The sequence below is a fragment of the Clostridium frigoris genome (assembly GCF_018861865.1).
GTDB lineage: Bacteria > Bacillota > Clostridia > Clostridiales > Clostridiaceae > Clostridium_AD > Clostridium_AD frigoris.
The window spans coordinates 33,356-59,862 of record NZ_JAHLDV010000011.1; the positions used below are offsets into that span (position 1 = coordinate 33,356).

At 29.3% G+C, this 26,507-nt stretch carries 22 protein-coding genes; 9 read left to right on the top strand and 13 right to left on the bottom strand.

What is annotated here, in order from left to right; all coding sequences use genetic code 11:
- Positions 1–32: 32 nt before the first annotated feature.
- The 3 genes from KPL37_RS07540 to KPL37_RS07550 all read right to left on the bottom strand — a co-directional run bounded on the left by KPL37_RS07540 (position 33) and on the right by KPL37_RS07550 (position 2,800).
- The gene (locus tag KPL37_RS07540) at positions 33–1,871 is read right to left on the bottom strand and encodes an APC family permease (RefSeq protein WP_216147411.1); all 1,839 of its coding nucleotides are present in this window, start codon (positions 1,869–1,871) and stop codon (positions 33–35) included.
- Between the two features lie 442 nt (positions 1,872–2,313).
- Entirely contained in the window at positions 2,314–2,370 is a 57-nt protein-coding gene (locus KPL37_RS19690) for a hypothetical protein (RefSeq protein ID WP_246578174.1), read from the bottom strand.
- Positions 2,371–2,644: 274 nt separating this feature from the next.
- Positions 2,645–2,800, bottom strand: a complete 156-nt coding sequence (locus KPL37_RS07550; RefSeq protein ID WP_216147414.1) for a hypothetical protein — start codon at positions 2,798–2,800, stop codon at positions 2,645–2,647.
- Positions 2,801–3,395: 595 nt separating this feature from the next.
- Between KPL37_RS07550 and fliB the strand changes: the two genes are divergently transcribed.
- Positions 3,396–4,613, top strand: coding sequence for a flagellin lysine-N-methylase (fliB, locus tag KPL37_RS07555; RefSeq protein ID WP_216147417.1), 1,218 nt, complete (start codon positions 3,396–3,398; stop codon positions 4,611–4,613).
- Positions 4,614–4,976: 363 nt separating this feature from the next.
- On the opposite strand, the gene KPL37_RS07560 is transcribed toward fliB, so the two are convergent.
- From KPL37_RS07560 to KPL37_RS07570, 3 genes are all read right to left on the bottom strand, one after another.
- On the bottom strand, positions 4,977–5,915 hold the full coding sequence (locus KPL37_RS07560) for a ketopantoate reductase family protein (protein ID WP_216147420.1): 939 nt from the start codon (positions 5,913–5,915) through the stop codon (positions 4,977–4,979).
- Positions 5,916–6,186: 271 nt separating this feature from the next.
- Entirely contained in the window at positions 6,187–6,903 is a 717-nt protein-coding gene (locus tag KPL37_RS07565; protein ID WP_216147423.1) for a hypothetical protein, read from the bottom strand.
- Positions 6,904–6,937: 34 nt separating this feature from the next.
- On the bottom strand, positions 6,938–8,212 hold the full coding sequence (locus KPL37_RS07570; RefSeq protein ID WP_246578171.1) for a D-alanyl-D-alanine carboxypeptidase family protein: 1,275 nt from the start codon (positions 8,210–8,212) through the stop codon (positions 6,938–6,940).
- Positions 8,213–8,446: 234 nt separating this feature from the next.
- Here KPL37_RS07570 and KPL37_RS07575 point away from each other — a divergent pair, with 234 nt between their 5' ends.
- Both KPL37_RS07575 and KPL37_RS07580 read left to right on the top strand, forming a co-directional pair.
- Entirely contained in the window at positions 8,447–9,307 is an 861-nt protein-coding gene (locus KPL37_RS07575) for a mechanosensitive ion channel domain-containing protein (protein ID WP_343216228.1), read from the top strand.
- 28 nt (positions 9,308–9,335) lie between these two features.
- The gene (locus KPL37_RS07580) at positions 9,336–10,244 is read left to right on the top strand and encodes an AEC family transporter (protein WP_216147426.1); all 909 of its coding nucleotides are present in this window, start codon (positions 9,336–9,338) and stop codon (positions 10,242–10,244) included.
- A gap of 30 nt (positions 10,245–10,274) precedes the next feature.
- On the opposite strand, the gene KPL37_RS07585 is transcribed toward KPL37_RS07580, so the two are convergent.
- The 4 genes from KPL37_RS07585 to ftsH all read right to left on the bottom strand — a co-directional run bounded on the left by KPL37_RS07585 (position 10,275) and on the right by ftsH (position 18,296).
- Positions 10,275–11,708 (bottom strand): L,D-transpeptidase family protein, encoded by a 1,434-nt coding sequence (locus tag KPL37_RS07585; protein ID WP_425514030.1) that lies wholly within the window; start codon positions 11,706–11,708, stop codon positions 10,275–10,277.
- A 305-nt stretch (positions 11,709–12,013) separates the two neighbouring features.
- Positions 12,014–14,740 carry a UPF0182 family protein gene (locus KPL37_RS07590; RefSeq protein WP_216147429.1) on the bottom strand — a complete coding sequence of 909 codons (2,727 nt, stop codon included), beginning with the start codon at positions 14,738–14,740 and terminating at the stop codon, positions 12,014–12,016.
- 102 nt (positions 14,741–14,842) lie between these two features.
- Complete coding sequence (locus KPL37_RS07595) at positions 14,843–16,234, bottom strand: aldehyde dehydrogenase (protein ID WP_216147432.1); 1,392 nt, start codon at positions 16,232–16,234, stop codon at positions 14,843–14,845.
- A 262-nt stretch (positions 16,235–16,496) separates the two neighbouring features.
- Positions 16,497–18,296 carry an ATP-dependent zinc metalloprotease FtsH gene (gene ftsH, locus KPL37_RS07600; protein WP_216147435.1) on the bottom strand — a complete coding sequence of 600 codons (1,800 nt, stop codon included), beginning with the start codon at positions 18,294–18,296 and terminating at the stop codon, positions 16,497–16,499.
- Between the two features lie 353 nt (positions 18,297–18,649).
- Here ftsH and KPL37_RS07605 point away from each other — a divergent pair, with 353 nt between their 5' ends.
- Entirely contained in the window at positions 18,650–19,288 is a 639-nt protein-coding gene (locus KPL37_RS07605; protein ID WP_216147439.1) for a TetR/AcrR family transcriptional regulator, read from the top strand.
- 315 nt (positions 19,289–19,603) lie between these two features.
- Here KPL37_RS07605 and KPL37_RS07610 read toward each other — a convergent pair whose 3' ends face one another.
- Positions 19,604–20,491, bottom strand: a complete 888-nt coding sequence (locus KPL37_RS07610) for a LysM peptidoglycan-binding domain-containing protein (protein WP_216147442.1) — start codon at positions 20,489–20,491, stop codon at positions 19,604–19,606.
- Between the two features lie 298 nt (positions 20,492–20,789).
- Here KPL37_RS07610 and mgrA point away from each other — a divergent pair, with 298 nt between their 5' ends.
- The 3 genes from mgrA to KPL37_RS07625 all read left to right on the top strand — a co-directional run bounded on the left by mgrA (position 20,790) and on the right by KPL37_RS07625 (position 23,920).
- On the top strand, positions 20,790–21,785 hold the full coding sequence (mgrA, locus tag KPL37_RS07615) for an L-glyceraldehyde 3-phosphate reductase (protein WP_216147446.1): 996 nt from the start codon (positions 20,790–20,792) through the stop codon (positions 21,783–21,785).
- Positions 21,786–22,063: 278 nt separating this feature from the next.
- Positions 22,064–22,261: a cold shock domain-containing protein gene (locus tag KPL37_RS07620; RefSeq protein ID WP_071611355.1), complete on the top strand. Its 198-nt coding sequence runs from the start codon at positions 22,064–22,066 to the stop codon at positions 22,259–22,261.
- Positions 22,262–22,462: 201 nt separating this feature from the next.
- Positions 22,463–23,920, top strand: coding sequence for a DEAD/DEAH box helicase (locus KPL37_RS07625; RefSeq protein ID WP_216147450.1), 1,458 nt, complete (start codon positions 22,463–22,465; stop codon positions 23,918–23,920).
- 59 nt (positions 23,921–23,979) lie between these two features.
- Here the strand turns inward: KPL37_RS07625 and KPL37_RS07630 are convergent, their stop codons facing one another.
- Both KPL37_RS07630 and KPL37_RS07635 read right to left on the bottom strand, forming a co-directional pair.
- On the bottom strand, positions 23,980–24,207 hold the full coding sequence (locus tag KPL37_RS07630) for a helix-turn-helix domain-containing protein (RefSeq protein WP_216147453.1): 228 nt from the start codon (positions 24,205–24,207) through the stop codon (positions 23,980–23,982).
- Between the two features lie 36 nt (positions 24,208–24,243).
- Complete coding sequence (locus tag KPL37_RS07635; protein ID WP_216147456.1) at positions 24,244–24,738, bottom strand: DUF2975 domain-containing protein; 495 nt, start codon at positions 24,736–24,738, stop codon at positions 24,244–24,246.
- A gap of 282 nt (positions 24,739–25,020) precedes the next feature.
- Between KPL37_RS07635 and KPL37_RS07640 the strand changes: the two genes are divergently transcribed.
- Together KPL37_RS07640 and KPL37_RS07645 are read left to right on the top strand one after the other, a co-directional pair.
- Entirely contained in the window at positions 25,021–25,413 is a 393-nt protein-coding gene (locus KPL37_RS07640) for a BlaI/MecI/CopY family transcriptional regulator (RefSeq protein WP_216147459.1), read from the top strand.
- Between the two features lies 1 nt (position 25,414).
- Positions 25,415–26,497, top strand: coding sequence for a stage II sporulation protein P (locus KPL37_RS07645; RefSeq protein ID WP_216147462.1), 1,083 nt, complete (start codon positions 25,415–25,417; stop codon positions 26,495–26,497).
- Positions 26,498–26,507 lie beyond the last annotated feature (10 nt).

Consider the following 26,507-nt stretch of genomic DNA (forward strand, 5'->3'; position numbering starts at 1 on the left):
ATCCTTAGTCTAGACTAAGGATTTTTAAGTATCTACTCTTTTATTATATACGGTACCGTGAGGACTGCAACATTTCTATTTTTATATAACATACTCTTTATAAAATATCCCGTTTGATTATGAAGTACATTGTGCCACCACTTAGTAATAACAAACTGTGATATTACTACCGTTACCGTTTCTCCATGTTTCGATGCACGATCCTCAGACTCTATAAAATTCATTAATGGTTCTATAATGTCTCTATACGCCGAATGTTCAATTATTAATGGAATTCCTGGATTATATTCTTTCCATTTTCTTTTTAGTTTTTCAGTCGTTTCAGGATCCGTTGATACATGAAAGGCAACTACATTGTTAGATAAACATCTAGCGCAATTTAATGACTTTAAGAACGTCTTATTTAATGTACCTAAAAGTATTATTACATGTTGATCATTATTTGTTTTTATTCCAATATTAGGTCTTTCATCAATAGATAATTTAATTTGATTTACCACTTTATTATAATGGTTTTTTATCTTTAACATAATATAAACAAGTATAGGTATTATAATAAAAACTAACCAAGCCCCATGGACAAACTTTGTTATACCTATAAGTATTACTGTAATAAAAGTTACAACAGCCCCTAATCCATTAATAACTGCCTTATGCATCCATCCTTCTTCTTTGCTCCTTGTCCATTTGAGGAACATTCCAACTTGTGATAATGTAAAAGATAAAAATACTCCTACTGCATATAATGGCAAAAGCAAATGAGTATCCCCTCTAAACACAATGATTAATATACCAGCTGATGCTGCGAGTACTATTATTCCATTTGAAAAACTGAGCCTTTTTCCTCTTTGTGAAAATTGCCTTGGAACATATCCATCTTGTGCCATTAATGAAAGTAGCAATGGCAAACCTGCATAAGCTGTATTTGCGGCCATTACTAAAACAAATGCAGTGGTGACTTGAATAATATAAAACATTATACCTTTTCCGAATACTTGCTGAGCAATTTGCGCAAACACAGTCACATCCGCAACAGGTACTGGATGATAAATTGTTGCTAAGAAAGATAATCCACCAAAAATAAATAGAACCAAACAAGCAAGCAAAACCAAAACAGATTTTGCATGTTTTTGAGATGGCTCTTTAAAATTTGGAATCCCGTTACTTACCGCCTCAACTCCAGATAATGCAGTACAGCCTGAAGCAAATGCCCTAAGAAATAAGAATAATGTAATGTCTCCAATTTGCTTAGGAATTGAATACAATGGTACTGGTGAATATCCAAAAATAAAATATCTTACAACACCAGTAACGATAAGAACTATACAAGAAGCTATAAATAAATACGTTGGAACTCCAAAAATTTTAGATGATTCCTTCGTTCCTCTTAAATTACCAATTGTTAAAATTATTAACATAAAAAGAGCTATAGCTACTTTATGATTAAGCAGTGATGGGATAGCCGAAGTTATTGCAGCCGTTCCAGCACATATACTAACAGCAACTGTAAGTACATAATCAACGGTAAGTGATGCCCCAGCAATAAGTCCAGGTTTTATACCAAGATTATCATGAGCAACTATATATGAGCCACCACCATTTGGATAAGCATCAATCGTCTGCCGATAAGACAATACCAGTAAAATTAATAGTAAAATAACACCTAATGCGGCAGAAAACATATATTTATATGCCATAATACCCATAATTCCAATTAATATATATAAAATCTCTTCCCCGGCATATGCAACAGAAGAAATAGCATCACTAGATAATATAGGTAATCCCCAAAAAACATTTAATTTTTCTCCTTCTAGTTCTTCTGTTTTTAGTGTTTTACCTATTAATAATTCTCTAATTTTAGAAAACATTAAACCGCCCCCCATAGTTAATATTGGCTTTATAAAATCATATCCATCTTTTTTATAATACTCGTGACTTTAGTAATTACTAACTCTAATCGTATTGTATTATTCATGTATTTGATAGTGAACATATTATATCAAATTCAATACATGTTTTATGCTAAATTAGTATAAAGATAAGCCCATTCGTATAAAGATTGTGTAAAGATTTTATTATTCAGCTTTATCATTTCCCATACTTTTACATAATCAGTCATTAGTTATACAATATTTAAACTGTATAATTAAACAACTAAACCAAACTACTTTAAAAACTCAACGGACTGTTGTAAACGCTTACTAAGTAATTAATAATATTAAAAATCCATCTGGAATCCAGATGGATTTTTAAATATCAGTTGAGTTATATATTAATATTCTTTATTCGCCAATAAAAGTAGCCATACTTTTATTCTTTTCGTGATTTTTTAGAAAGGCCTATTTCATTAGCGGTTTCTTCTTTCATTTTATATAACGCTTCTTTTGTTTTTTTACCAGTTTTTTACTTTCTTGGTTGTTTTTTTTATCTATATGTGACATTGTAGCATCCTCCTCACATTAACTAAAAATACAAAACAATTATTAATTATTTTTTTTTTAATAATACTTTAATATTAATATAACCAAATTCATATAGCCTATGTAAGGAAAATAAAAATGCCCTTAATTGTAGTCCAATCATCCTACAATTAAAGGTATTCTTTCATTTGCATATTCTATTAAGTTAATTTACATATAGATTATTTACCAACTAAACCTCCACCATTTCCTGATCCTGAACTTTGTGGTCCATATATTGGCGGTCTCCTAGTATTTTTTTGCTGTGAAGATTTTGCTTTCTTGTCTTCAATAATTTTTTTCATTATTTCCATATTTTTATTTACATCATTTTTCATATTTTTACCTTCTTTTTTTATTTTTTATCAAATTTTCATTTTAAAAACTATCTGCTACCTTCTAATTTAATATTAGCAATTAATATTTTTATGGTATATTTTATTATTTTATAATCTATTATACCCTAAAAACAGTACTTTGAGTGATGCATATTAACAATATATATTTTACTCTAAATACTCATAATTAAAAAATTATCAATAACTATTTACAATTAGTTCTTACTCTTGCCACTAAAATGACACAAAAACTTGATATTATAAACACATAGAAAGTAATTGATTTTTTTTAATTAGAGCCCCCTTTAATTAAATATAAATTTAAACAAACAAAAAAGAACTGATGTAACAATCAGTTCTTTTTTGTTTCGAAATTTGAAATATAAAAGCATTCTAAAATAATGTTGCACGCAATATTATTTTCTTAATTATACCATTTTTAACGCATAATATATAAACTAAACAGATAAAAATCTTTATAAAATCATTTTCAAACAAATTCGTATGAATAGACATCTGACAAACTTAAGATACTATAGTAAAATGACTATAGAACATAAAACTTGAAGTAATTTATATGCAAAGGAAGTAGACAATGGAGAAAACTATAAAACTAAGGTATCCGACATATCTTAAAGAATTTGAATGTATTGGTGGAAAATGCAAAGACAGTTGTTGTATTGGTTGGGATATAGATATTGATAAGACCACCTTCAGGCAGTATTATAAAGTTGAGGATAAAGAAATGAAGCGCATGTTTCAGAAAAATGTACATAATAATGAATATTACTTAAGCCCTGATGTAGATTATGGGAAAGTAAAATTAAAAACTGGAAAAAGGTGCGCTTTTTTAGACGAAGAAAATTATTGTATTATTTATTCTAAAATTGGAGAGAAATATCTTTCAAATGTATGCACGTCTTTTCCTAGAATAACAAATAAGGTGGATAAGTATTATGAAATGTCCCTTGATGTAGCTTGTCCAGAAGCTGCAAGAATTCTTTTATTAAAAGAAGAAGGAATTAGATTTACGCAAAGTGAAGAGACTTTAGGAAAACATATAATATCAAGTGATATCGAAACTACATCTACAGAATATAATAACTCACCCATTAAATATTTTAAAGAAATTAGAGATTTGAGTATTAAAATAATTCAAAATAGGAAGTTTGATCTAAGTAAAAGGCTTTATATATTCGGTAATTTTATAAACACATTAGAAAAAGAACTTAAACATAAATATAATAATGTGCCAAGATTTATTAAAGAATATGATATAAATTCAGTTAGTGATTCTTATGAAAAAAATAGATCAAGCTATACTTTTCAGATAGATTTTTTCAAAACAATGCTTGGTTTTTTAAAAGTATCTAAAGAAGTAGACAGTGTTTCTTTTAAGGAATATACTAATCAAATTATATCTGGATTTAAGTTTGATGAAGAAGACGTTAGTAAACATTCTAAGCTTTATACAAAAGCCTTTGAGGATTATACTGAAAATTCTATGAATAATAATAGTTATATTTTTGAGAATTATTTAGTGAATTTTATGTATAACTACATGTTCCCATTTACTGAATCTCAATCAATATTTGATGGATATATTATGCTTTTAGTAAGATTTTCATTTATTAGATTTTATTTAGTTGGAAGATATCTATATAATAATCAGGATAACAAAGAAGATATAGCTGAATTCATCCAAACTTTCTCGAAGACCACAGAACACCACAGAACTTATTTAACTGATTCACTAAATTATATAAAAGAAAATAAATTTGATAATATGGATTTTGCTAAAAAACTCTTATAAAGAAATTATTTTTGCTTTATTAGTCATGTTTACCATTATTTTTCATGATATTATTATTTAAATGCATTTATTTTAGAAAACTTTTGGTTTTTATATTATATTTTGTTAATTCTTTATTAAATTTACAATTAGTTCTTACTTTCGTCACTATATTGACACAAATAATTGTTATAATAAAAATATAGAAAGAAAGTAAGTAATTGATTTTTTTAATTAGAGTCCCCCTTTAATTAATATAAATTTAATATAAAACTTTAAAAGAACTGATGTAATTTAATCAGTTCTTTTTTATGCGTAAACATCATGCAATAAAATTTTTATAGAAGCATTTAAATGTTACAAAGAAAAAAGTTCTATAAAAACTTAACTTCTAGTTTTCATAGGACTTTTACTATAGCCAAAATACTTTGCTATCTTCTTATAATTCGGAAGATCAATATCGTATTTTTCTGCAATATTTACAATATTAAAGATAAGTTCATCCTTTTCACTGCTTTTTCCTTTCTTAATGTCCTTTTGCATTGAAGCTGTTGTATCTGAACTAAATCCACCTAAAATAACAAGGTTTTCATCTACAAAATCTGTATCCAAGTTAATATTTAATACAATTGCAATCTTCTGTAGTTCTTTAAGAAGCAATACGAACATTTTTCTGCATTCTCCATCATTTTGAAATTCACCAGCTGAAGCATCATAATATGCACCAGTAGCCGCATATGCAGACGTAAATGAGAATTTTTTAAATATATCACGTCTTATATTATCTGAGACAACCCCGTCTATTCCTGCTTCCTCAAGATCTAATTGTACTTTATATAATAAATTCATATCTACATTTGTATTTTCTCTTGCTCCAAAAACAACTCTAAATATTTTAATGGTCTGTGTAATCTCCCCAGGAGCTGATATGTATCCACCAACATAAATGCAACCATCAAGGACAATTATACCATTCAAAACCTTTGATAATTTTTCTTCCGCATTTAATGCATTTAAAATCGGAATTACAATGGTTTTTTCGTGAGAAGCCTTCTTTATTGTAGAAATAGTCCCCTCTAAAGAATATCCTTTAACACATAAAAAAATAACATCAAACTTGCCAAACTCTTCGTAGCCATCGAATACTTTAACATTTTTCATATTTATTTCACCCTTTAGTGTGGAGTGAACAATAAGTCCATTTTTCTTTATAGCCTTTAGTTGAGCACCTCTTGCAATAAATGTAACGTCTTTTCCACTACTTTCTAAATATCCTCCAATACACCCCCCTGTACCACCTGTACCAATTATTAAGTATTTCACAACACAATCTCCCCTATCGTTTATTAGTATATTTTTTATTTACAATTAATTCTTAATTATGTCACTATAGTGACACATATAATCGTTATTATAAATACTATAAAGAGTAATTGATTTTTTTAATTAGAGCCCCCTTTAATTAATATAAATTTAATATAAATCTTTAAAAAAACTGTTTAATTATAAACAGTTTTTTTTCGTATAAAAATCATAGTTCCCTAATATAAATATATTCTAATTTCAAACTTCACATATGAATAGTGTATCAATATTAATTATCAAAAGGATTATTTGTCATTGCTGTAACAAATAAGTAAGGGAAAGTGTTTTTTAAATGCTTAATATACATAATCCATTGGCTTACACTTGCTCTATATACCCTTTTTATATCATTTTTTATATGTTCTTTTTCATCATCTCGTAGCTGTGACAAATTTCTTGAAGACAACTCATCTTGCAAATGAAAAACTGCTGTTAACAAGTGAGTAAAAGTTTCATGTTCCAATAAATTGGGATTTTCTAATAATCTCAATAAAAAGCCTCTTTTACTTAAAAGAAATTCATTTATTTCTTCTAAGTCAACTTTGTGGAATTCAATCTCATAATCATAATTTTTACATTTTTGCAATGCTTTTTTGAAATCTCTCTCTTCCCAACTTGAATCAACTATAAGAAAATCTGCAATCTCCTTAACGTTTGAATCAATAGCTGTAAAATATTTTAATGTGCTAGTTCCCACTTCATTAAAAAACACGCCTATTATTAAATTTAGTTTTTCTATTAAGCCTTCCGTCTCTCTTTGCTTAATAACTCTATCAATAACTAATGATACCAATAAAACTTGAATAGGTATAAACGCTAAATCACCTAAAAAATACAACAAAATAAGATGTGTATCTCTAAACAAATAATAATGAAAAGAATATAATACTATTGATAAAAATATCAATAACACAGAGAATCTAAAACGCCAACCCAATTTCTTCATGCTATTCCTCCTATAGTATTGATAAAAAATATATTTAATATCTTCTTCTCCTTCTTTTTCTCTTATTTAAATTTTTTGTTCTTATTATTAGAGTTATTACTACTAAAAATATAATAACTATTGCAGCTGACATAAGATATATAGGCATACTATTCTTTATTAAAGATCCACTGGGTGCTGCTGAATAAAGCTTATAAGTTTTAATTTCCCCCTTTTGCGTTAATCCTAAGCTTCCAATGCTCTCGTTACCTTTAAGACTAGAAACAGTAATATTAGATAAGTTTATATTTTCCTTCAAATCTTTTTGGTTTGCATCGTTCTTATAATAACTAACGTCCTCCTTAACTACTAGTGGTACACTAACAGTTTTCTCCGGACCAAAGAATTTAAGCGGCTTGTATTTTAATGTTTCAGTTTTAACAACTGAATTGTTTGCATGTAATACTGTCCTTTGTAAATCATAGCTATAGTTAATAATTTTTTCCATATCATTGAAAACATAAGTGTCATTTGCATCCATAACTGATCCCATAACAACGCCCATAATTTCTCTACCATTTCTTTCATAAAAAGCTACAAGACATCTCCCAGCCTTTGAAGTATATCCCGTTTTCCCACCAATACAACCATTGACACCAAGAAGTTTATTGCTATTTTCAATTTTAAATGTCGTACCTTTTGATGTTGATATAGTATTTTGCTTTTTATTCATTGACTCTTTTACCCATGGATTTAAAAATGCAACTCTAGCCAATATGCTCATATCATAAGTTGTAGTATAATGTTCTGGATCATGAAGTCCGTTAGGAGTTACAAAATGAGTTTTAGTCATCTTCAATTTGGATGCCTTATCATTCATCATTTTCATAAAATTTGTAGAATTGCCTGCAATGTTGTCTGCAATCATATAGGCTGCGTCATTTGCTGAAAATAATAACAAACCATCCATTACGTCTGCACTTGACATATTCTCATTAAGTCCGATAGGATGAAAATTAACATTTAATGAATCAGCTGGCTGAACTTTCGCACTTTGCGTATATTTTATTTTATCAGTTTTTACCCTGTTTTGTGCGAGCAATAGTGCGGTTATTAGCTTTGTTGTACTTGCTGGATACATTTGCTTGTACACATCTTTCGCATAAATTATCTCGCCAGTTGCAACATCAACAGTTATAGCTGCTTGCCCATATATTGTTGGTACATTAGTAGTACTCGCCGTAACATCAACAGTTTCAGCAAAAACATTTAAACTCATAGAAGATACTAGAAATAATACAATTAAAATAAAAAATCTTTTGTTTTTCAACTTTCATCTCTCCATTAACTTTAATTTATTGTGTTTAAATTATATAATATAACTTGTACAATAGCATTTTGTAAGATAATTTAAAATACGAATCTGATAAGATAAAATTTTAGCGAATAAGCTAATATTATATCACATTATTCAAATACTGTCATTGACATAGCTGCGATTTTGCTCTATACTATTTGAACTATATATTATGCGGTTTAAATTAATGTTAAAGGGGATAAACTAGTGATTAATTTTTTGTTCGATATAGGTTTGAAATTTCAAACCGTAGGAGTCCTAATAAAGATTATTATAACGTTATTTATAATAATGATGTTTCATTTACTAAAGAAGAGTATATGCTCATTTATTAATAAATCAAATTTTGATTCACTTAATACAATAAAATATAAAAAAACATCCTCACTCTCTTTAAATATTTTAACTGCCATAACAATTATACCAATATGGATGTATGAATCAAAGGATATATTTACATTTCTAGGTATTTTTTCAGCTGGACTTGCCTTTGCCTTTCGTGATCTTGTAGCGAGTTTTTTGGGCTGGCTTATAATTAATACTCATAAGCCCTTTAAATTAGGGGATAGAATAAAGATTGGAGAAAGCCTTGGGGACGTAGTCGCTATAGATTGGTTTTATACTACTATAATTGAAGTCATGGAAAATGACAACAGAACCTATGGACAAAGTACTGGGAGAATTACTCATATACCAAATATACAAATACTCACTGAGGATCTTATAAATGAAACTAATGCGTTCCCTTTTACTTGGAATGAAATTAAAATAAGTCTTACACTCAATAGTAATTGGAGAGAAGCTAAGAATATATTAATGTCTATCGCTGATGATAAGGTAGGCGATATAGAACAAGAAGCAAAAAATTCACTAAACATAGCCTCAAAAACGCTTCCTATTTATTATGAAAATCTTTCTCATACGGTATATACTTCTATGGAATCAGGAAGTGTTTGTTTAAACTTAAGGCTTATTTGCAAGGCTAGAAATTTTAGGAACTTACAACATGCTTTAGTTGAAGATATTCTAGACGAATTTGCTAAACATGAAGATATTAAATTATTATAATTAGACTCTATACACAAGGAGACAATAAATGAACACTATTAACTCACAGTTTGTTATGTCATTAAGTATTATTTTACTCGGATATTTTCTAAAGAAAGTAAATATCTTAAGAGAAAGTGATGGAGAAGTTATTTCCAGATTAATTTTTAATGTTACGCTTCCCTCCATTGTAATAAATGTTTTCAGTACAATGACTATAGATAAAAGCCTGCTGATTGTCCCTATAATTAGCTTTGTGTTTGGCTTAATTATGGCAGTAGTTGCCCTGCTTTTATTCAAAGGAGAATCAAGGCGCGAAAAAGGAATGTTAACAATGCTAGTCCCTTCCTTCAATGTTGGTCTTTTCGCATATCCTATAGTAGAGTCAATATGGGGGCGAACAGGACTCAAATACTTTGGCATGTTTGATATGGGTAATTCCTTCATTGTTTTCGCTGTTTGCTATATTATTGCAAGCATTTATTCAAGTAATAAAGGTGAAGTCAGCTACAAAAATATTATCTCTAAAACGCTACACTCAATTCCTTTTCTTACATACATTATTACACTAACTATTAATCTTTTGGGCCTTAATATTCCAAAACCTATTATACAAATCACTGGAATTTTATCCAAAGCAAATATGCCTCTCGCATTGTTAGCGCTTGGATTATACCTGAGCTTTTCTTTTAAGAAGGCATATTTGAAAAACATGGCCAAAATAATTGCTTTAAGATACATAATTGGATTTGGAGTAGGAATACTTATATATAATTTAGTTCCCCTAGATCCAATGTTCAAAAAAACAATGCTAATTGGTCTTATATTACCAATAAGTTTTACAGTTATTCCTTACTCAGTAGAATTTGACTACGATACTAGGTTTGTAGGAACTGTCAATAATTTAACAATTGTAATAAGTTTTATACTTATGTGGGCGATTATTGCTTTTATTTAAAATATATAAAATGTCGTTAAATTCTCCTTACTAACTATAGCAAACAATTGGAGTGCTCACCTCAATATTGTTAAAGATTGCCTTTGCTAAATAGTAAGGTGAATTTATACATCCATGGGAACCATTTGATTTATATATTTTTCCACCAAATAGATTTCGCCAACTTGCATCATGAATCCCTATTCCCCCATTAAAAGGCATCCAGAAGGTGACCGGAGAAGCATATCCTGGCCCTTTAAGAATTGCATCTTTTTCTTTATACTTTAATTTATATACGCCATCTGGTGTTGCATCATTCAAACTTACATTACCTGTAACAATATTACCTTGTACTATCAAAGCTCCATTTTTGTAAAACCATAAGTGCTGAGTCGACAAATTTATTTCTACATAAGTATTCCCCATATCATTATCCCCCTTAGCTAATGCTGTTTGAATATATGCAGGTTCTTTTGCTACAGTTTCCCCATTTTTTATGCTTGAAATTAAAGCCTCCGTTTCTTTAACCCTATTAATAGATCTACCATAATCACCACCATTTATATCTATTTTTTCCCCAATTGATGTAATAAATTTTTTACTCTTACCAATTGTATTATACTTAGTAGAAAGTAGATCTATATAACTTTTCACTTCTTTTTCATCAAAAGTAACTTTAATATTTTTATCAACTTTAAACCACTTATTTATCGTAGACTTATCCAAAAGTTCTTTATGTTCTCCAAAAATATAAGTGATTTTTGAAAATACATACTTGTTAAGTCTATTTCTGGTGTCTATAATTTTTTTAGAATTTGATGTATACAAAGGCTTAACATAACAATTGATTGAATCTAATTCTATTGTAGTTTTGTCCTTAAGTATAGCCCCTGACAACTTATCATATAAAATGCCTTTATTGACTTTGTTACCACTTACTTCGTTTAAAATAACATAACCATTATCTGTATACTTAAAACTAGGGTTTTTAGGCTCAATTATATTACTGATATTAAAACAAGAGAGCTTATCCACTCGTTTCTTTAATAAAGTCTTGTCATATTTAACCTCTATAATCATTTTAGTATCTTTATTTTTAGAATCTTCTATGTTAAAGAATGCTGAAATCCATTTATAAGAATTTTGTCTATCTTTTAATTCCTTAAATTCACCATCTGAATTATACTTTAAACCAATTTCATTTGCTTTAATTTGTTCATTTTTTCCACCTCTTTCTTTTATATTTAACTTATATGTATTAAGCTCATATATCATTTGTTTATTTACCTCTTTCACACTTTCACCTGAAACATTAATTCCGTTTATTGAAGAACCAAAATAAAAATGATTCATGAAAAATATTACCATTCCCAAATATATAACAAGTAAAGTCAAAATAGAAATTATAATAGCCATAACAATTTTCTTATGTTTTTTTATTATCCCTAATGCTGATTTTTCAACTTCTGTTTCCAAAACATCCACCCCTTCATCACAACTAATTTTAAAATTATTTGATGTATTTTCTAAACCTACATTTCAATTTATGTACTAACCAACCAACTTAAACCAACTATTATAAATATTTATGTAAATTTAAAAAAATATCATAAAGACATTAAAACAACCACCGATAATTCCTTACATTTAATTTACAAATTAATATTTATAATTTGCAACAAAATCTTAAGCCTTTATGATCTATAAACAATTAGGAGTGTTTCCTAGACTTATATTGTTTATTTAGAATAAAAAGGAACAGATGCAATTTCGCATCTGTTCCTTTTTATTTATTTATTTAGTTGTTTTAACAAAGTGCCAAGTTGCTTAATATATTCTCCATATTTTGCCCAATCCAAACTTTTTTGAGCTTCAAGTGCTTTAGTATATAAATCATTTGCCTGCTTAATTAATTTAGTTTCAGTTTGGGTTAAGGCCGCAGTCGTTGTAGTTCCTGTTTCAGTTTTAACTGCTACATTTGGTGCCTTATAATTAAATATTTGTTCTAGTCCACTTTCAATATTATCAACCATCAGTAACTTACTGTCGTATGAAATTATTATTTTTTTCATTTCAGGAATACTATTTTTCCCACTAGCTCTTAAATAGACAGGTTCAATATAAAGTAACGAATTCCTTATTGGCAAAATAACAGTGTCTCCATATTGCACTTGAGATCCTCCTGTATTCCATAAAGATAGCTGCGCTGAAATTGTAGTATCCTGACTTATTCTCTGCTTAAATTGGTATGGACTGTAAACCGTTGTTTCTGATACTGAGAATTTATTTAGGAACAGTTTACCATAATTTTCTCCATCCATTCTAGCCCCTAAAATTGCTGTCATGTTATATTTTCCTTTTACATTAAAATATTGTTGAAGTATCATCTCTTCACTATCCATTCCTGGTAATTTTTCTACAAGGTATGGAGGAATAGTCGTTTTAACATCAGCACCTACAGAAGTTGCATTCTTAGAAACATCCCAAAAATCTTCCCCATTATAAAACACCCCAGCATCAGTTATATGGTATTTACTGAGTACAGCACTTTGAATGCTAAATATATCAGATGGGTACCTAAAATGTGCTTTAATGTCAGCTGACACCTTTGACATATCCTTAAACAGTTTCGGGAATGTTTTTGCGTAAGTTTGCACAATTGGATCAGTTGAATCTGATATATAAAAATTTGTATTTCCATCATAAGCATCAATTACAACCTTAACTGAATTTCTAATATAGTTTACTCCATTTTGTGGTTGCGAGTACGGATATTTAGATGATGTTGTATATGCATCAATTATATAGTATATTTTCCCCCCGCTTATAACAACATAGGGGTCTTTGTCATAAGTTAAAAATGGAGCTATACTCTTTGCCCTTTCAACTATATTTCTGTTAATAAGGATTTTACTTGCACTCTTAATATCCCTTGATAATAAGAAATTTAACTCCCCCTTATTTATTGCAAACAAAAGTTTATTACCTAAATTCATTTTAATTCCAGCTTCTCCAACATAATTTGCTATTTTGTTGGCTCCACCTTGAGGATAATCAAACTCACTTACCTTAGTATTTACTAATGCATAGTCATTTGTTTTTTCTCCAAAATAAATTCTAGGATTAGTTAGTTTGATATTTGTACTGTTTACTATTGGCATATCCTTTATTACAAAATCAGGTTGACCCTCTGTCGTAACAGCGTTTACCTTACTCATTACAATCCCATACCCATGTGTGTAAATCATATGAGTATTCTGCCAAGTAATTGGTTCTAATGATTTTGAATCTATTTCCCTTGCTGCAACCAGTACTTGACTATATCTATTGTTTATTTTATATCTATCTACATCTATATCGGTAAAACTATAATAATATCTTAATATTTGAACTTGATTATAAAATTCAAGCGCCTGCGTAGATGAATTTAATTTAATGTTATCTATTGTCTTCTTATTGCTTGAAATATCCTCTTGTTTCAAATCATTTTTTATATTAAAAGGTGTTGTAGTAATATTTTCTATATTAAATGCTTTCTTTGTAAAATCAATATTGTTTTGAATATATGGTTTTTCAAGTTCCTTTTGATTTGGTTTTACAATACTGCTTTGAACTACAGCTGCAGATATTACTTGTATAAAGCTTATTAAAACTATAGCGGCAACTGAAATTATTATGGGCTTAACCTTTGATTTTAAAACATTTATAAATATTACAACTGCAGCAACAATGCAAGTCACAATTAGTATTTTATAAAATAGAAGTGTTACATGAATATCTGTATAGCTTGCACCATATGCAAATCCACTAGGGCTATACACTAAATTAAATGAGTTTAATAAATATCCAAGTGAAAGGAAAAATGCTATAAGTGAAGCTATTATTGCAATTTGTTTTCCTGCAAACACACTGAGTTCCTTACCTGTTGACTTAATGTCATCAAAAGGGTTTACTGCCTTCCCCACCTTAAAAGTATCCTTTGTTTTAAATATAAAGAAAACTATTACTTTAATAATAATTAGGAATACTAAAAGCGTCATTATAAAACTATATAATGATTGAATTAAAGGAAGTTTAAAAATATAAAATGACACATCCAAATTAAAAATAGGGTCTTTCACATTAAAACTAACTGCATTTATGAATTGAAGAATCATATTCCAATATGTGGATGAAAAAGCAAAAGAAAATACAAGTGAAACAAATAAATTACAAGCTATAAAGATCTTATTTTCAATAACATCTTTTTTTGTATTTACCTCTACTACTTTTTTCATATGTGCAATACTCTTTTTTATACCTTTGTAGTATAGCAATATTCCAATATAACTAAGGATAAAAACAGGTATCATAAGCTTTAACACAGTAATTATTTTTGTGAAGTATACTGAAAGGTATCCGACTGTATTAAACCACTCAATATTAATAATTAATTGAGCTATATTACGTAACGAAAATAAACATATAAAAAGAATTACAATTATAGAAGATACAATAAACTTTTTTCTCTTACTCATAAAATCACCCCTATTAATTTTTATATTTTAACATATTTATAACATATTTCTAACATATCTTATATACATTATACATTATATCTTAGTTTTATCCACTCTACATTATTTTAATATTTTTTTTATAAGTTTTATTTTATTTCCATAAGGTGGAAAAATAAATTTTAAATCTATAGAAGTACTTTTCTTTAATATACTTTTTTTATGAGAAAATGTTTCAAAACTATCTCTTCCGTGATACCCACCAATTCCCGAATTTCCCACTCCTCCAAAAGGCATATTTAAACTTGCAACGTGTGATATAGTATCATTCACGCACCCTCCCCCAAACGAAATTCTATCCAAGACAGTGGTCTGCACATTTTTATCTTCTGTAAAAACATATAACGCTAATGGTTTTGGTCTATTATTTATCATTTCTATAACTTCTTCTAAATTCTCATATTCTAGTATTGGTATAATTGGTCCAAATATCTCATCTTGCATAACTTCATCCTGAAAGTCTACATTATCAATAATTGTTGGCTCAATGTACAAAGCACCTGCATTTGAATGACCACCATAAATAATTTTATTCTTATCTTTCTCAATTATTGAAGCCAATCTTTCAAACTGCTTGCTGCTCACAATTCTGCCGTAATCAATGCTTTTAGAAGCATCTTCACCATAAAAACTTATCGCTGTGCTTTTTAACTTTTCTATAAAACTCTCTTTTATATCTTTGTGCACAAATATATAATCTGGAGCTATACAAGTTTGTCCTACATTTACAAGTTTACCCCATAATATTCTCTTTACAGCTATTTCTAAATTAGCAGTTTTATCTACTATTACTGGGCTTTTCCCGCCTAATTCAAGAGTTACAGGGACAAGATTTTCCGCAGCTGCCCTCATCACTATTCTCCCAACTGGTACGCTACCTGTAAAAAATATGTAATCAAATGCTGAATTAATAAGAGCAGTAGTAGTTTCTTTTTCTCCTTCAATAACTCGTATATAGTTTTTTTCAAAAGTTTCTTCAATTATTTTTTTTACTAAGCCTGACACTGTAGGTGTATTTTCAGATGGTTTTAAAACAGCACAATTTCCAGCAGCAATGACCCCTATTAATGGTTCGATTAAAAGCTGAAACGGATAATTAAATGGTCCTATAATAAGCACTGTTCCATAGGGTTCATGCATAATATAACCCTTAGATGGAAACTGATGTATAGGTGTTCTCACTCTTTTAGTTTTAGCCCACTTCTTTGAATGTTTTATAAAATTACCTATGCTATCCAAAACAAAACCAATCTCAGTACCATAAGCTTCAAATTCACTTTTACCTAAATCCCTATACAAGGCATTTATTATCTCTTTCTCATATTTTCTTATTACACTTTTTAACTTCTTAAGTGCAGATATTCTATATTCTATATTTCTTGTTTCCCCTGAAATAAAAAACTTATTATGTTCATTAAGCATACTTTCTACTATTTCTTTATCAATTATATCCATATTAAAACCCCCATTTGATTATTATATTAGACTACTTTAAAATGATAATTTTAGTCTTATTATTTATAATACTTTTAAAGTAACAAGTCAATACACAATATTATATATTTCAATAAAATCAATACAATAATCTAATATTTCAACTATAAGTCTATACTTCTTATAACACTATTTATGACAAAAAAAAAGAAACAAAAAGAACTCAGTTCTTTTCATTTCTTTTTCACTTTTATTATAAAAGCAAATCAAATATATGATTTTTTTAACTTCTTGCAAATATTTCTTGAAATTCCACACCTTCAAGTTTCTCTTTTATTAGAAGTTCTTCTGCAACAGCATTTAGTTTACTCCTATTCTCAGTTAGAAGTGTTAAAGCTTTTGCATATGCTACATCTATAAGTTTCTTTACTTCTTGATCTATTTTATGTGCTGTTTCTTCACTGTATTTTCTATCTTTACCCATATCTCTTCCAAGGAATACCTCATCACTACCTGAACCAAATGCTATTGTCCCAAGAGTATCACTCATTCCATAATCCATTACCATTTGTCTTGCGATCCCTGTGGCTCTTTCGATATCATTACTAGCACCCGTACTTATATCACCAATAACTAGTTTTTCTGCAACCCTACCACCTAATAACCCAACAATTTCGCCTTCAAGTCTTGACCTAGACATATATGATCTATCTTCCTCTGGAAGACGCATAGTATATCCACCAGCCCTGCCTCTTGGAACTATACTTATCTGATGAACAGGATCAGACATTGGAAGTAAATTCATTACAATTGCATGGCCTGCTTCATGATATGCAGTAAGTCTTCTATCATCCTCACTAACCACTCTGCTTTTCTTTTCAGGACCAGCCATTATTCTTGTAGCTGCCTCTTCAAGTTCTTCCATTCCAATTAGCTTTTTATCTTTTCGCACAGTTAAAAGCGCTGATTCATTCATTAAGTTTTCAATATCTGCGCCTGTAAATCCAGGTGTTCTTTTAGCAAGTACACTAAGTTTAACTTCTGGTTCAAGGTGCTTATTCTTAGAATGAACTGCTAAAATTTCTTCTCTACCTTTCCTATCAGGTACTCCAACAAATATTTGTCTGTCAAATCTACCTGGTCTTAGTAGTGCTGGATCAAGTACATCGGATCTATTAGTAGCTGCAATCATAATTATTCCTTCATTTTCTCCAAAACCATCCATCTCAACTAGAAGTTGATTTAATGTCTGTTCTCTTTCATCATTTCCACCACCAACACCTGCACCTCTTTGTCTTCCGACGGCATCAATTTCATCTATAAAAATTATACAAGGTGAATTCTTTTTGGCCTGCTCAAATAAATCTCTTACCCTAGAAGCACCAACACCTACAAACATTTCTACAAAATCTGAACCTGAGATACTAAAAAACGGAACTCCAGCCTCTCCAGATATTGCTCTTGCAAGTAGTGTTTTTCCCGTTCCTGGAGGTCCTATTAATAATACTCCCTTTGGTATACGAGCGCCCATTTCCATGTATCTTTTAGGTTGTTTTAAAAAATCAACTATCTCTGCAAGCTCAGCTTTTTCTTCATCTGCCCCTGCAACATCATTGAAACTAACTTTTTTCTTATTAGGATCGTCAAGTTTTGCTTTACTTTTCCCAAATTTCATTACACCGCCGCTTCCACCGGCACCTTTTGACTGCTTCATAAATATAAATCCAAAACCTACGAGCATTAAAATCAATAATACATTAGGCAAGTACTGTAACCACACTGGAATAGTTGGTGGTTTTAGATATGTTTCCTGAACACTTGCACTCTTTGGATTCTCATTAATAAATTGAAATAGTCTGGCAGATGGAACAATTGTTTTATATGTAGATCCATTTTTCAACGTTCCCGAAACCGACATTTGATCTTCTTGAACCACAAAACTTTTTATAGTATTATTTGTCCAATTACTTTGAAATTGATTAAAATTAATAATAGTTGATTTCTGATCTGTTTTAGAAAGCATAAATACTGCAACTATAACAAAAATTATAGTCCATGCAGCAATACCTGATCTTTTTTTCATCAGAGAACACCCCTCTTTCTCAATATATTACTTAACCTCTTAACCTCTTATGTTCTTATTCCTTCACTTATTGTATACTTAACCCTATAAAAAAATTCTATTGATTTCATAATACCTTCTACATTATATCCTTAATTACCAGAAGTTCATAATAAAGTTTAATCTTTTTTGAATTTATTTCTTTATTCCCCTATTTTAATCTTTCCACCCCTCATACACTATGTATATAAATGAGAGTATATCATAGCTATTATCAAAACACAATAGTTTCAAAACTACTTTGTTCAGTTATGTTGAAATAAGATTTTCATTGTGTTATATTTATAGAAAATCGAGAACGGGGTGACAAAAGTATGGATATAATAAACAAATCCGATTTTGTTGAAAATAATAAAAAAAAAATTCCAGTAAGACTTGGAAGACCTATTGATAAGCTACGTGATCTGGCTATTCTTAAAGCAGCCTTAGAGCTCGTAGCAGAGAAAGGATACGATTCTGTAACAATGGATGCTATAGCCCTACGTGCTCATGCAGGAAAAGCTACCTTATACCGCAGATGGAAATCTAAACCGTATCTTATGGCAGAAGCTATAACACTTATAATGCCCAGCGTGCAGAAGGTTGATCCTAACCGTTGCGGCAACAATTTGAGAAATTATTTATGTGAATTGCTTAGCACATATTTTGGGGTAGACGATGAGGTTAGGCAAAAGGTAATGCTCTCCATTTCAACAGCAATAAGCAGGGATAAATCATTATCCGAAGCCATCCACTTAGATTGTATAACAAGCCAAACATATGTATTTCGTAAAGCCATAGAATGTAGCATAAACCAAAAAATAGACGACCACCAGTTGAAACTTCTCGCTGATGTAGGGCCAGCATTATTATGTTATCATCTCATTTCCACAGGAAAACCTATTGAAATGAAATATGTAGAACATATTGTTGATGATTTAATCATTCCACTTATATCACTGAATAGAAAATGAGACATTGCTTCTTCTAAAAGCCAATTTAAATTAATACCTAGATTGGCTTTGTTTTATGCAAAAATACTTACATTTATAACTTTTACCTCAATATTTCCTCCATGGTTATATGTGCTTGCTTTACAGTTTGTAATTGTTTATCTTTCCTACGTTTGAATAACCCAAATAACATATCTATACCACCCTATTATTTTTGTTATATATTTTACCATTATAACAAAAAATAAAACAGCCGATATATCTCAGCTGTTTTGTTTTTGTACTTACACTTTTTCACACTCACGCAAATAAATTATTAAAGTTACTTTACAAACATTATTTTAATAAGTACACAAATGTTAAATTACCTATTACTATTGATATTGGTTGTGGCGCGGTTAGTCCTTTAGGAACACTGCCATCATAAAAAAACAATGCATTATTTGTTGGATCAACTCCGCTAAGAGCTTCACTCGCAGCCTTAAGAGCGCTTGCCTGTGCTGGTTTATTGATATTACCATTTAATACTGGTGTAAATTGATAACCTCCTTTTGTGCGTTCATTTATAACAGAACTGATTGAATTAGGAAAATAACTGCTCTTAACTCTATTTACAACTATTGCGCCTACAGCAACTTGAGCACTATAAGATTCTCCTTGTGCCTCTGCAGTTATTAGTCTAGATAATAAGTTCAAATCACTTTCTGTATATTTTATTGCTATACGTTCTGACTTAGCTACCGTTTTATCTTGAACCTTTAATTTAACTTGCGCCGACGTAGAACTAACTGTTACTGGAACCTTAATAATTTGTCCTGGGAGAATAGTATCATTTAATTTATTGTTAGCTTCCTTTAAGTCATTTAATGATTGTCCACATTTTTTAGCTATTACAGATAAGCAATCCCCACTTTTCACTATGTATGTTTTAGTTGGATTATTATTTGTTTGTACACTTGGTTTAAGATTAGCACTATTTTCTCCTGAAACTTTGATCGTTTGCCCAGGGAAAATAGTATCATTCCATTTGTTATTAGCTTTCCTTAAATCATTTAATGATTGTCCACATTTTTTAGCTATTACAGATAAACAATCCCCATTTTTCACAATATAAGTTTTAGTTGTTAGTGAAGTTGCAAATACATTTTGTGATGTAATTGTTGCAACACCAATTGTTAATGCTGATGCTAAGAAAATAGATTTAATACTTTTAAATTTATTCATTTTAAGTGTCCTCCTAATGCCCTCCAGTTAAATTTGCTGTTTATGGTATAGGCATATAAATTTATATAGTTTTACTCCAAAATTAAATTTTCGCTATTTTATTCTGAATATCGTCATATTATACCATAATATTATAAAGATGGTATGTTAACAAAATTCATTTTCTAATTTATGTAAATTTTATAGATAATACACGTTATAACATTGATGTTATAAAAATACGACAGCATGGTTTATTCATACTAAATGGTTTACATATTCATGATATATGATAATATTAATATAAGAAGGTGAAAAAATGTCATATGTATCTAATAGTAAAAAATACTTAACAATGAAATATAATAAATGTGGTAGTAGCGGTTTAAAACTCTCTGCCATATCTCTTGGATTATGGCAAAATTTTGGTTATTCAGATTCCTTTGAAAACTCAAGAGATCTAATTCATAAGGCTTTCGACCTTGGAATTACACATTTCGATCTTGCCAATAATTATGGTCCTCCTGCTGGTTCTGCAGAAGAAAACTTCGGCAGAATCTTAAAACAAGATCTTTCAGGTTATAGAGATGAACTTGTTATCTCTACAAAAGCTGGTTACACAATGTGGCCTGGTCCGTATGGTGATTGGGGTTCAAAAAAATATTTAGTTTCAAGTCTTGACCAGAGTCTAAAAAGAACTGGACTCGATTATGTAGATATCTTTTATCATCATAGACCTGACCCAAATACCCCTTTAGAAGAAACTATGTCAGCTTTAGATTTAATAGTAAAACAAGGCAAAGCTCTTTATGTAGGCTTATCCAACTATAAACCAGCAGAAACTCAAAAGGCATCTGCTATACTTAAGAAATTAGGCACCCCTTGTTTAATTCACCAACCCTCTTATTCAATGTTTAACAGATGGATAGAGGATGGTCTTCAAGATGTTTTAGAGGAAGAAGGTATAGGTTGTATAGCCTTTAAACCACTACACCAAGGTTTACTTACTACCAAATATTTAAATGGAATTCCTAAAGATTCTAGAGCAGCAGGTAAATCGGTTTTCTTACATTCTGAAGATATTACAAAAGTGCAATTAGAAAAAGTTGCTAAACTAAATGTTTTAGCAATGGAACGTTCACAAACTTTACCTCAACTAGCTTTAGCTTGGGTATTAAGAGGTGATCGCGTTACTTCTGCACTAATAGGTGCAAGTAAGGTAAGTCAAATAGAAGATAACGTAGGCGCGCTCAATAATTTAGACTTTAGTTCGGATGAACTCGAACGTATAGAACAAATATTAGCAAGTAAGTAGTTAGTTTAAATAAATTAATTAAATTTAAAGGCTTCTATTTGTGTGAATACAACTGCTTAATATATAAACTTTAAGCACTTAAATAGATGAATATACAATATAACTTGCTTTTTGTAATAACCTGTGATATTATTAAGGAGTACTTAAATGAATAGTGAATAATGAAGCGCAGATATATTTCAAATATAATTTTTAAAATATAGTATTTTGTTATCAAAATTTTATTGGTTTGTTATTTCAAGTAGTTTAAGAAATAAAATTTCGGAGGTATACATTATATGAATGGTACAGTTAAATGGTTTAATGGTGAAAAAGGATTTGGTTTTATTACAGGAGAAGACGGAGTAGATGTTTTCGCACATTTCTCTCAAATAAATTCAGATGGTTACAAATCACTTGATGAAGGTCAAAAAGTTTCTTTTGACATCGTTAAAGGACCTAAAGGCCCACAAGCAGAAAATATTACTGTTCTTTAGTAGTAATATTAGACCAGTAAATAGGAAACTATTTACTGGTCTTTTTGCTTTTTGTAAAAGTCATAGGCTGTGGTATTATATCTCAAGCTGTGGCTTTTTTTAGATTGTGTTTATAAAAAAACACCTTATACTTTATTTCTCGTAGAATTTCATGGGTGTGCTATAATAAAAAGGTTAGTATATATATTGGGAGATGATTGAATGATAAAAGAAAACCTTAACGAGTATAATTTAAGTACTGATTTATTAAAAGCAATTAGTTTGCTAAATTTTAAAGATTTTACAAAAGTTCAAAAGCAAGTTATACCTGCAGTCCTAGCACAAAAGGATGTGGTAGTAAAATCTAAAACCGGAAGTGGAAAAACCGCAGCATATGCCATCCCTATTTGCCAGTTAGTTGATTGGGAGGAAAATAAACCTCAGGCATTAGTAATTACACCAACAAGAGAGCTTGCTATCCAAGTCAAAGAAGATATTTTTAATATAGGTAGATTTAAAAGACTTAAAGTATGTGCTGTTTATGGAAAGTCACCTTTCAACGATCAAAAAAAAGAACTTAAACAAAAAACACATGTAGTGGTTGGTACCCCTGGTCGCATTATGGATCATATAGAAAAAGGTACACTTGATACATCTGATATAAAATATCTTGTAATAGATGAAGCAGACGAAATGCTTAATATGGGATTCGTAGATCAAATAGAATCAATACTAAGTGGTTTATCAAAAGACCGTATAACCATGTTATTGTCAGCTACAATGCCAAAAGACATACATAGTTTATGTAACAGATATATGAAAGATGCTATATATATAGAAATTGAGGATGAAAATAAAGCATCTGATAATATATGTCAGCAGCAATATAACGTACATGAATTTGATAAAATAGATCTTTTAAGCGATTTAACTACTGTTGAAAACCCAGATAGTTGTATTATATTTTGCAATACAAAAGTGAAGGTAGATTCAGTTTATAATGACCTATTAGATCTTGAGTATACTTGTAAAAAAATACACGGCGGTATGGAACAGAGTGATAGATTAAGAGTAATGAATGATTTTAAAAAGGGTTATTTTAGATATCTTGTAGCTACAGATGTTGCAGCTCGTGGTATAGACATAGATAACATTACGCTTGTAATTAATTATGATATTCCAGAGGATAAGGAAAGTTATGTACATAGAATAGGAAGAACTGGTCGTATAGGTAAGCTGGGCCATGCTATTACTTTCGTAACAAATCGTGATGATAGGTTTTTGTACGATATAGAGCAGTATATTGGCAAGGAAATCCCTTTAGAAGAAAGACCTGAAGCTGAAATCATAAATAATGCCAAAGAGGAATTTATTAAAAAAATGGATACAAGGCCTGTTGTTAAAGAATCAAAAGGAGCAGAACTTAGTAAAGAAATTATGAAATTACATATTAATGCAGGTAAAAAGACAAAGATGAGAGCGACAGATATCGTAGGTACCCTTTGTAGTATTGACGGAATGACTAAGGACGATATAGGCATCATTAATATAATAGATATATCTACTTTTGTAGAAATATTAAATAATAAAGGTGAATTGGTGTTCGAAGCGCTTCAAAATACACCTATCAAAGGAAGACTACGCACAGTAAGTAAGGACATCTTAGCAGATAGATATTAATATTTTGGTACCTATAGAATTGACACTTAAAAATAAAGTGTAAAACTCTACTGGGTACTTTATTTATTTGGTTTAATATGATCATCGCCTTTAAATTCTAAAATATCCCCTGGCTGACACTTAAGCTCACTACATATAGCCTCAAGGGTTGAGAATCTTATTGCCTTTGCCTTATTGGTTTTAAGTATAGATAAATTTGATTTTGTAATTCCCACTCTAATTGCAAGGTCCGATAAATTAATCTTCCTTTTTGCCATCATTACATCTAGATTTACTATTATTGCCATGTATTTCACCTCAATTTATTCATATCTCGTGAATATCTATATAGTTAAGTCATTTTCTTCTTTAACCTCAATTGCCTGTTTAAAAACCTTAGAAAGAATTGCTGTAAAACAACCTGCAAAGAAAAAAATTATAAACTCAATGTCTGTATGTATACCACTCGCATCGATTTCTATTAACCTAAAGTTTAAAAATTGATTATTAATAAAAAAATTAATCACGTAGCAACCTGAAACTGTAAAACACGCAATAGCAACATTTCTTAAACTTTTAACATTTTTCCATACAAAAGGGGTCATTTTAACTAATGAATTCATAATACATCTAAGATAATACATTATGCAAAGTAATGCGAACCCACCTAGGATAAATAGAATAAATGTAATAATATTTTTAGGATTAAATAAATTTGTTTGCTCAATTATCAATGCTTTTCTAAGTATAAATAAATATACAACAAAACCCATGATAATTAAAAAATCTAACATTAACTTTAATAAAGATGATAAAGAAGTTTTTCCATAATACTTCATAAAAATTTCCTCCATAATTTATATATACTTATATATGCTTATATAAACTTTAAAATAATATTATCACATTGATTTTCTTTTTACAATATAGATTCACTGTTTATCAATGAATCCATATTGTAATACACAAATTATCTTTATATAATATGAAGTTGCCGTTTAGCTTTATTCAAATAAAAGTAATAATTAATATCTCAAAGAATATATTATAAGATAACACAAATTACAATTGTAAACTAAAGCTTATAATTACAGTTGTAATCTAAATGGGGTGATATATCCATGTATAAAATGTCTAAAATATCAAATGCTGAATGGGCAATAATGAAAATAATATGGAACAATTGTGAAATTTCATCAAACAATATTATAAAAGAATTAAAAGATAAATCTGAGTGGAAACCAGCTACAGTTAAAAGTTTGATTAATAGATTATTAAATAAAAATATAATTGGATTTAATAAATTAGGTTATGAATATTTATATTATCCTTTGGTTTCAGAAGATGAGTGTATAAAATTAGAAAGCTTTTCCTTTGTTAATAGAGTATTTAATGGTTCTATTAAATCTATGCTATTGACCTTCGCCAAATCAGAGGAGATATCTGAATTAGATATAAAAGAATTAAAAGACATACTAAATCAACTTATTAGAGTAAAATGTGAGGAGGATTAATGTGAGGCATAATAGTATTAAAAAATATAATAATAGTAGGATTCTTTTAAGCATTTTAACATTTCTTTTTATTTTTTTATTAGGCCTAGTTTTACCCAAAAGCGCTAATGCGACTAGTGAAGGAAAATCTCAAAATTATTTTTTCGTTAAGGCTATTAGTAATACATTAGCTTTATTTAATTCTCCAAGCAATGGAGAACAGGAGACCAACAGTGAAATCAAGTATTCAATCCTATCATTTTTAGGAATAGACACTTCCAATCCTATATCTATAATAACAAAAGAAATTGCATATTTAGATAAAAACAAAGTCAGTAATATTGTAAATGATGAAGGTGATGATATAAACTCAATTGTTCCCTTTAAATTGGTTGATAATCAGGTAAATAAGTCTTCAGATCCAAGTGTTGTAGCAAACCTAATTAATAACAATTTGAAACAAACCCTAAATAAATCAAAGCCACGAGTACTAATATATCATTCCCATACCACAGAATCTTATAAATTTTCAGAAAAAGATACAACTAAAACTGCATTTAATGCGGATGATGCATTAAATGTATGTGCTGTAGGAGATGTAATAGCATCGCAACTAGAAACTAAATATGGAATTTCTGTGATACATGATAAAACTGTAAATAATGTACCTGATTATAATTCATCCTATAAAAATTCTGGAATTAATTTAGATAAGTATTTAAAAAAATATGGTGATTTTGATTTAATTATAGATTTACATAGAGATGGTGTTCCAACCTCTAGTAATAACGTATTAAAGGCTAAAATAAATGGAGAAGATGTTGCTAAATTTCTATTTGTAGTTACACGTCAAAACCCTAGATATACTAAGCAAAAGAAGCTCGTAGACTCAATGGTTGGAATATCGAATAAATTATTTCCAAATCTTTTAGATCCTAGAGAAATTTATTATGCTGACTGGGGAATAAATTTTTATAATCAAAACAGAAGTAATAATGCATTGCTTGTTGAAGTCGGAAATAATAATAATACTATCGCACAGGTAAAAAATACTGGTATGTATTTATCAAGAATATTTGCAGAGCAATTAAATGGTAAAAAATGATTAAGTGACG

Excerpts from the sequence above, each read along its gene's own strand:
- KPL37_RS07550 (WP_216147414.1), bottom strand. The coding sequence starts at position 2,800 with ATGAAAAATGATGTAAATAAAAATATGGAAATAATGAAAAAAATTATT.
- KPL37_RS07640 (WP_216147459.1), top strand. The coding sequence starts at position 25,021 with ATGTATAAAATGTCTAAAATATCAAATGCTGAATGGGCAATAATGAAA.
- ftsH (WP_216147435.1), bottom strand. The coding sequence starts at position 18,296 with ATGAAAAAAAGATCAGGTATTGCTGCATGGACTATAATTTTTGTTATA.
- mgrA (WP_216147446.1), top strand. The coding sequence starts at position 20,790 with ATGTCATATGTATCTAATAGTAAAAAATACTTAACAATGAAATATAAT.
- fliB (WP_216147417.1), top strand. The coding sequence starts at position 3,396 with ATGGAGAAAACTATAAAACTAAGGTATCCGACATATCTTAAAGAATTT.
- KPL37_RS07620 (WP_071611355.1), top strand. The coding sequence starts at position 22,064 with ATGAATGGTACAGTTAAATGGTTTAATGGTGAAAAAGGATTTGGTTTT.
- KPL37_RS07590 (WP_216147429.1), bottom strand. The coding sequence starts at position 14,740 with ATGAGTAAGAGAAAAAAGTTTATTGTATCTTCTATAATTGTAATTCTT.
- KPL37_RS07625 (WP_216147450.1), top strand. The coding sequence starts at position 22,463 with ATGATAAAAGAAAACCTTAACGAGTATAATTTAAGTACTGATTTATTA.
- KPL37_RS07595 (WP_216147432.1), bottom strand. The coding sequence starts at position 16,234 with ATGGATATAATTGATAAAGAAATAGTAGAAAGTATGCTTAATGAACAT.
- KPL37_RS07540 (WP_216147411.1), bottom strand. The coding sequence starts at position 1,871 with ATGTTTTCTAAAATTAGAGAATTATTAATAGGTAAAACACTAAAAACA.
- KPL37_RS07635 (WP_216147456.1), bottom strand. The coding sequence starts at position 24,738 with ATGAAGTATTATGGAAAAACTTCTTTATCATCTTTATTAAAGTTAATG.
- KPL37_RS07605 (WP_216147439.1), top strand. The coding sequence starts at position 18,650 with ATGGATATAATAAACAAATCCGATTTTGTTGAAAATAATAAAAAAAAA.
- KPL37_RS07580 (WP_216147426.1), top strand. The coding sequence starts at position 9,336 with ATGAACACTATTAACTCACAGTTTGTTATGTCATTAAGTATTATTTTA.
- KPL37_RS07565 (WP_216147423.1), bottom strand. The coding sequence starts at position 6,903 with ATGAAGAAATTGGGTTGGCGTTTTAGATTCTCTGTGTTATTGATATTT.
- KPL37_RS07630 (WP_216147453.1), bottom strand. The coding sequence starts at position 24,207 with ATGGCAATAATAGTAAATCTAGATGTAATGATGGCAAAAAGGAAGATT.
- KPL37_RS07610 (WP_216147442.1), bottom strand. The coding sequence starts at position 20,491 with ATGAATAAATTTAAAAGTATTAAATCTATTTTCTTAGCATCAGCATTA.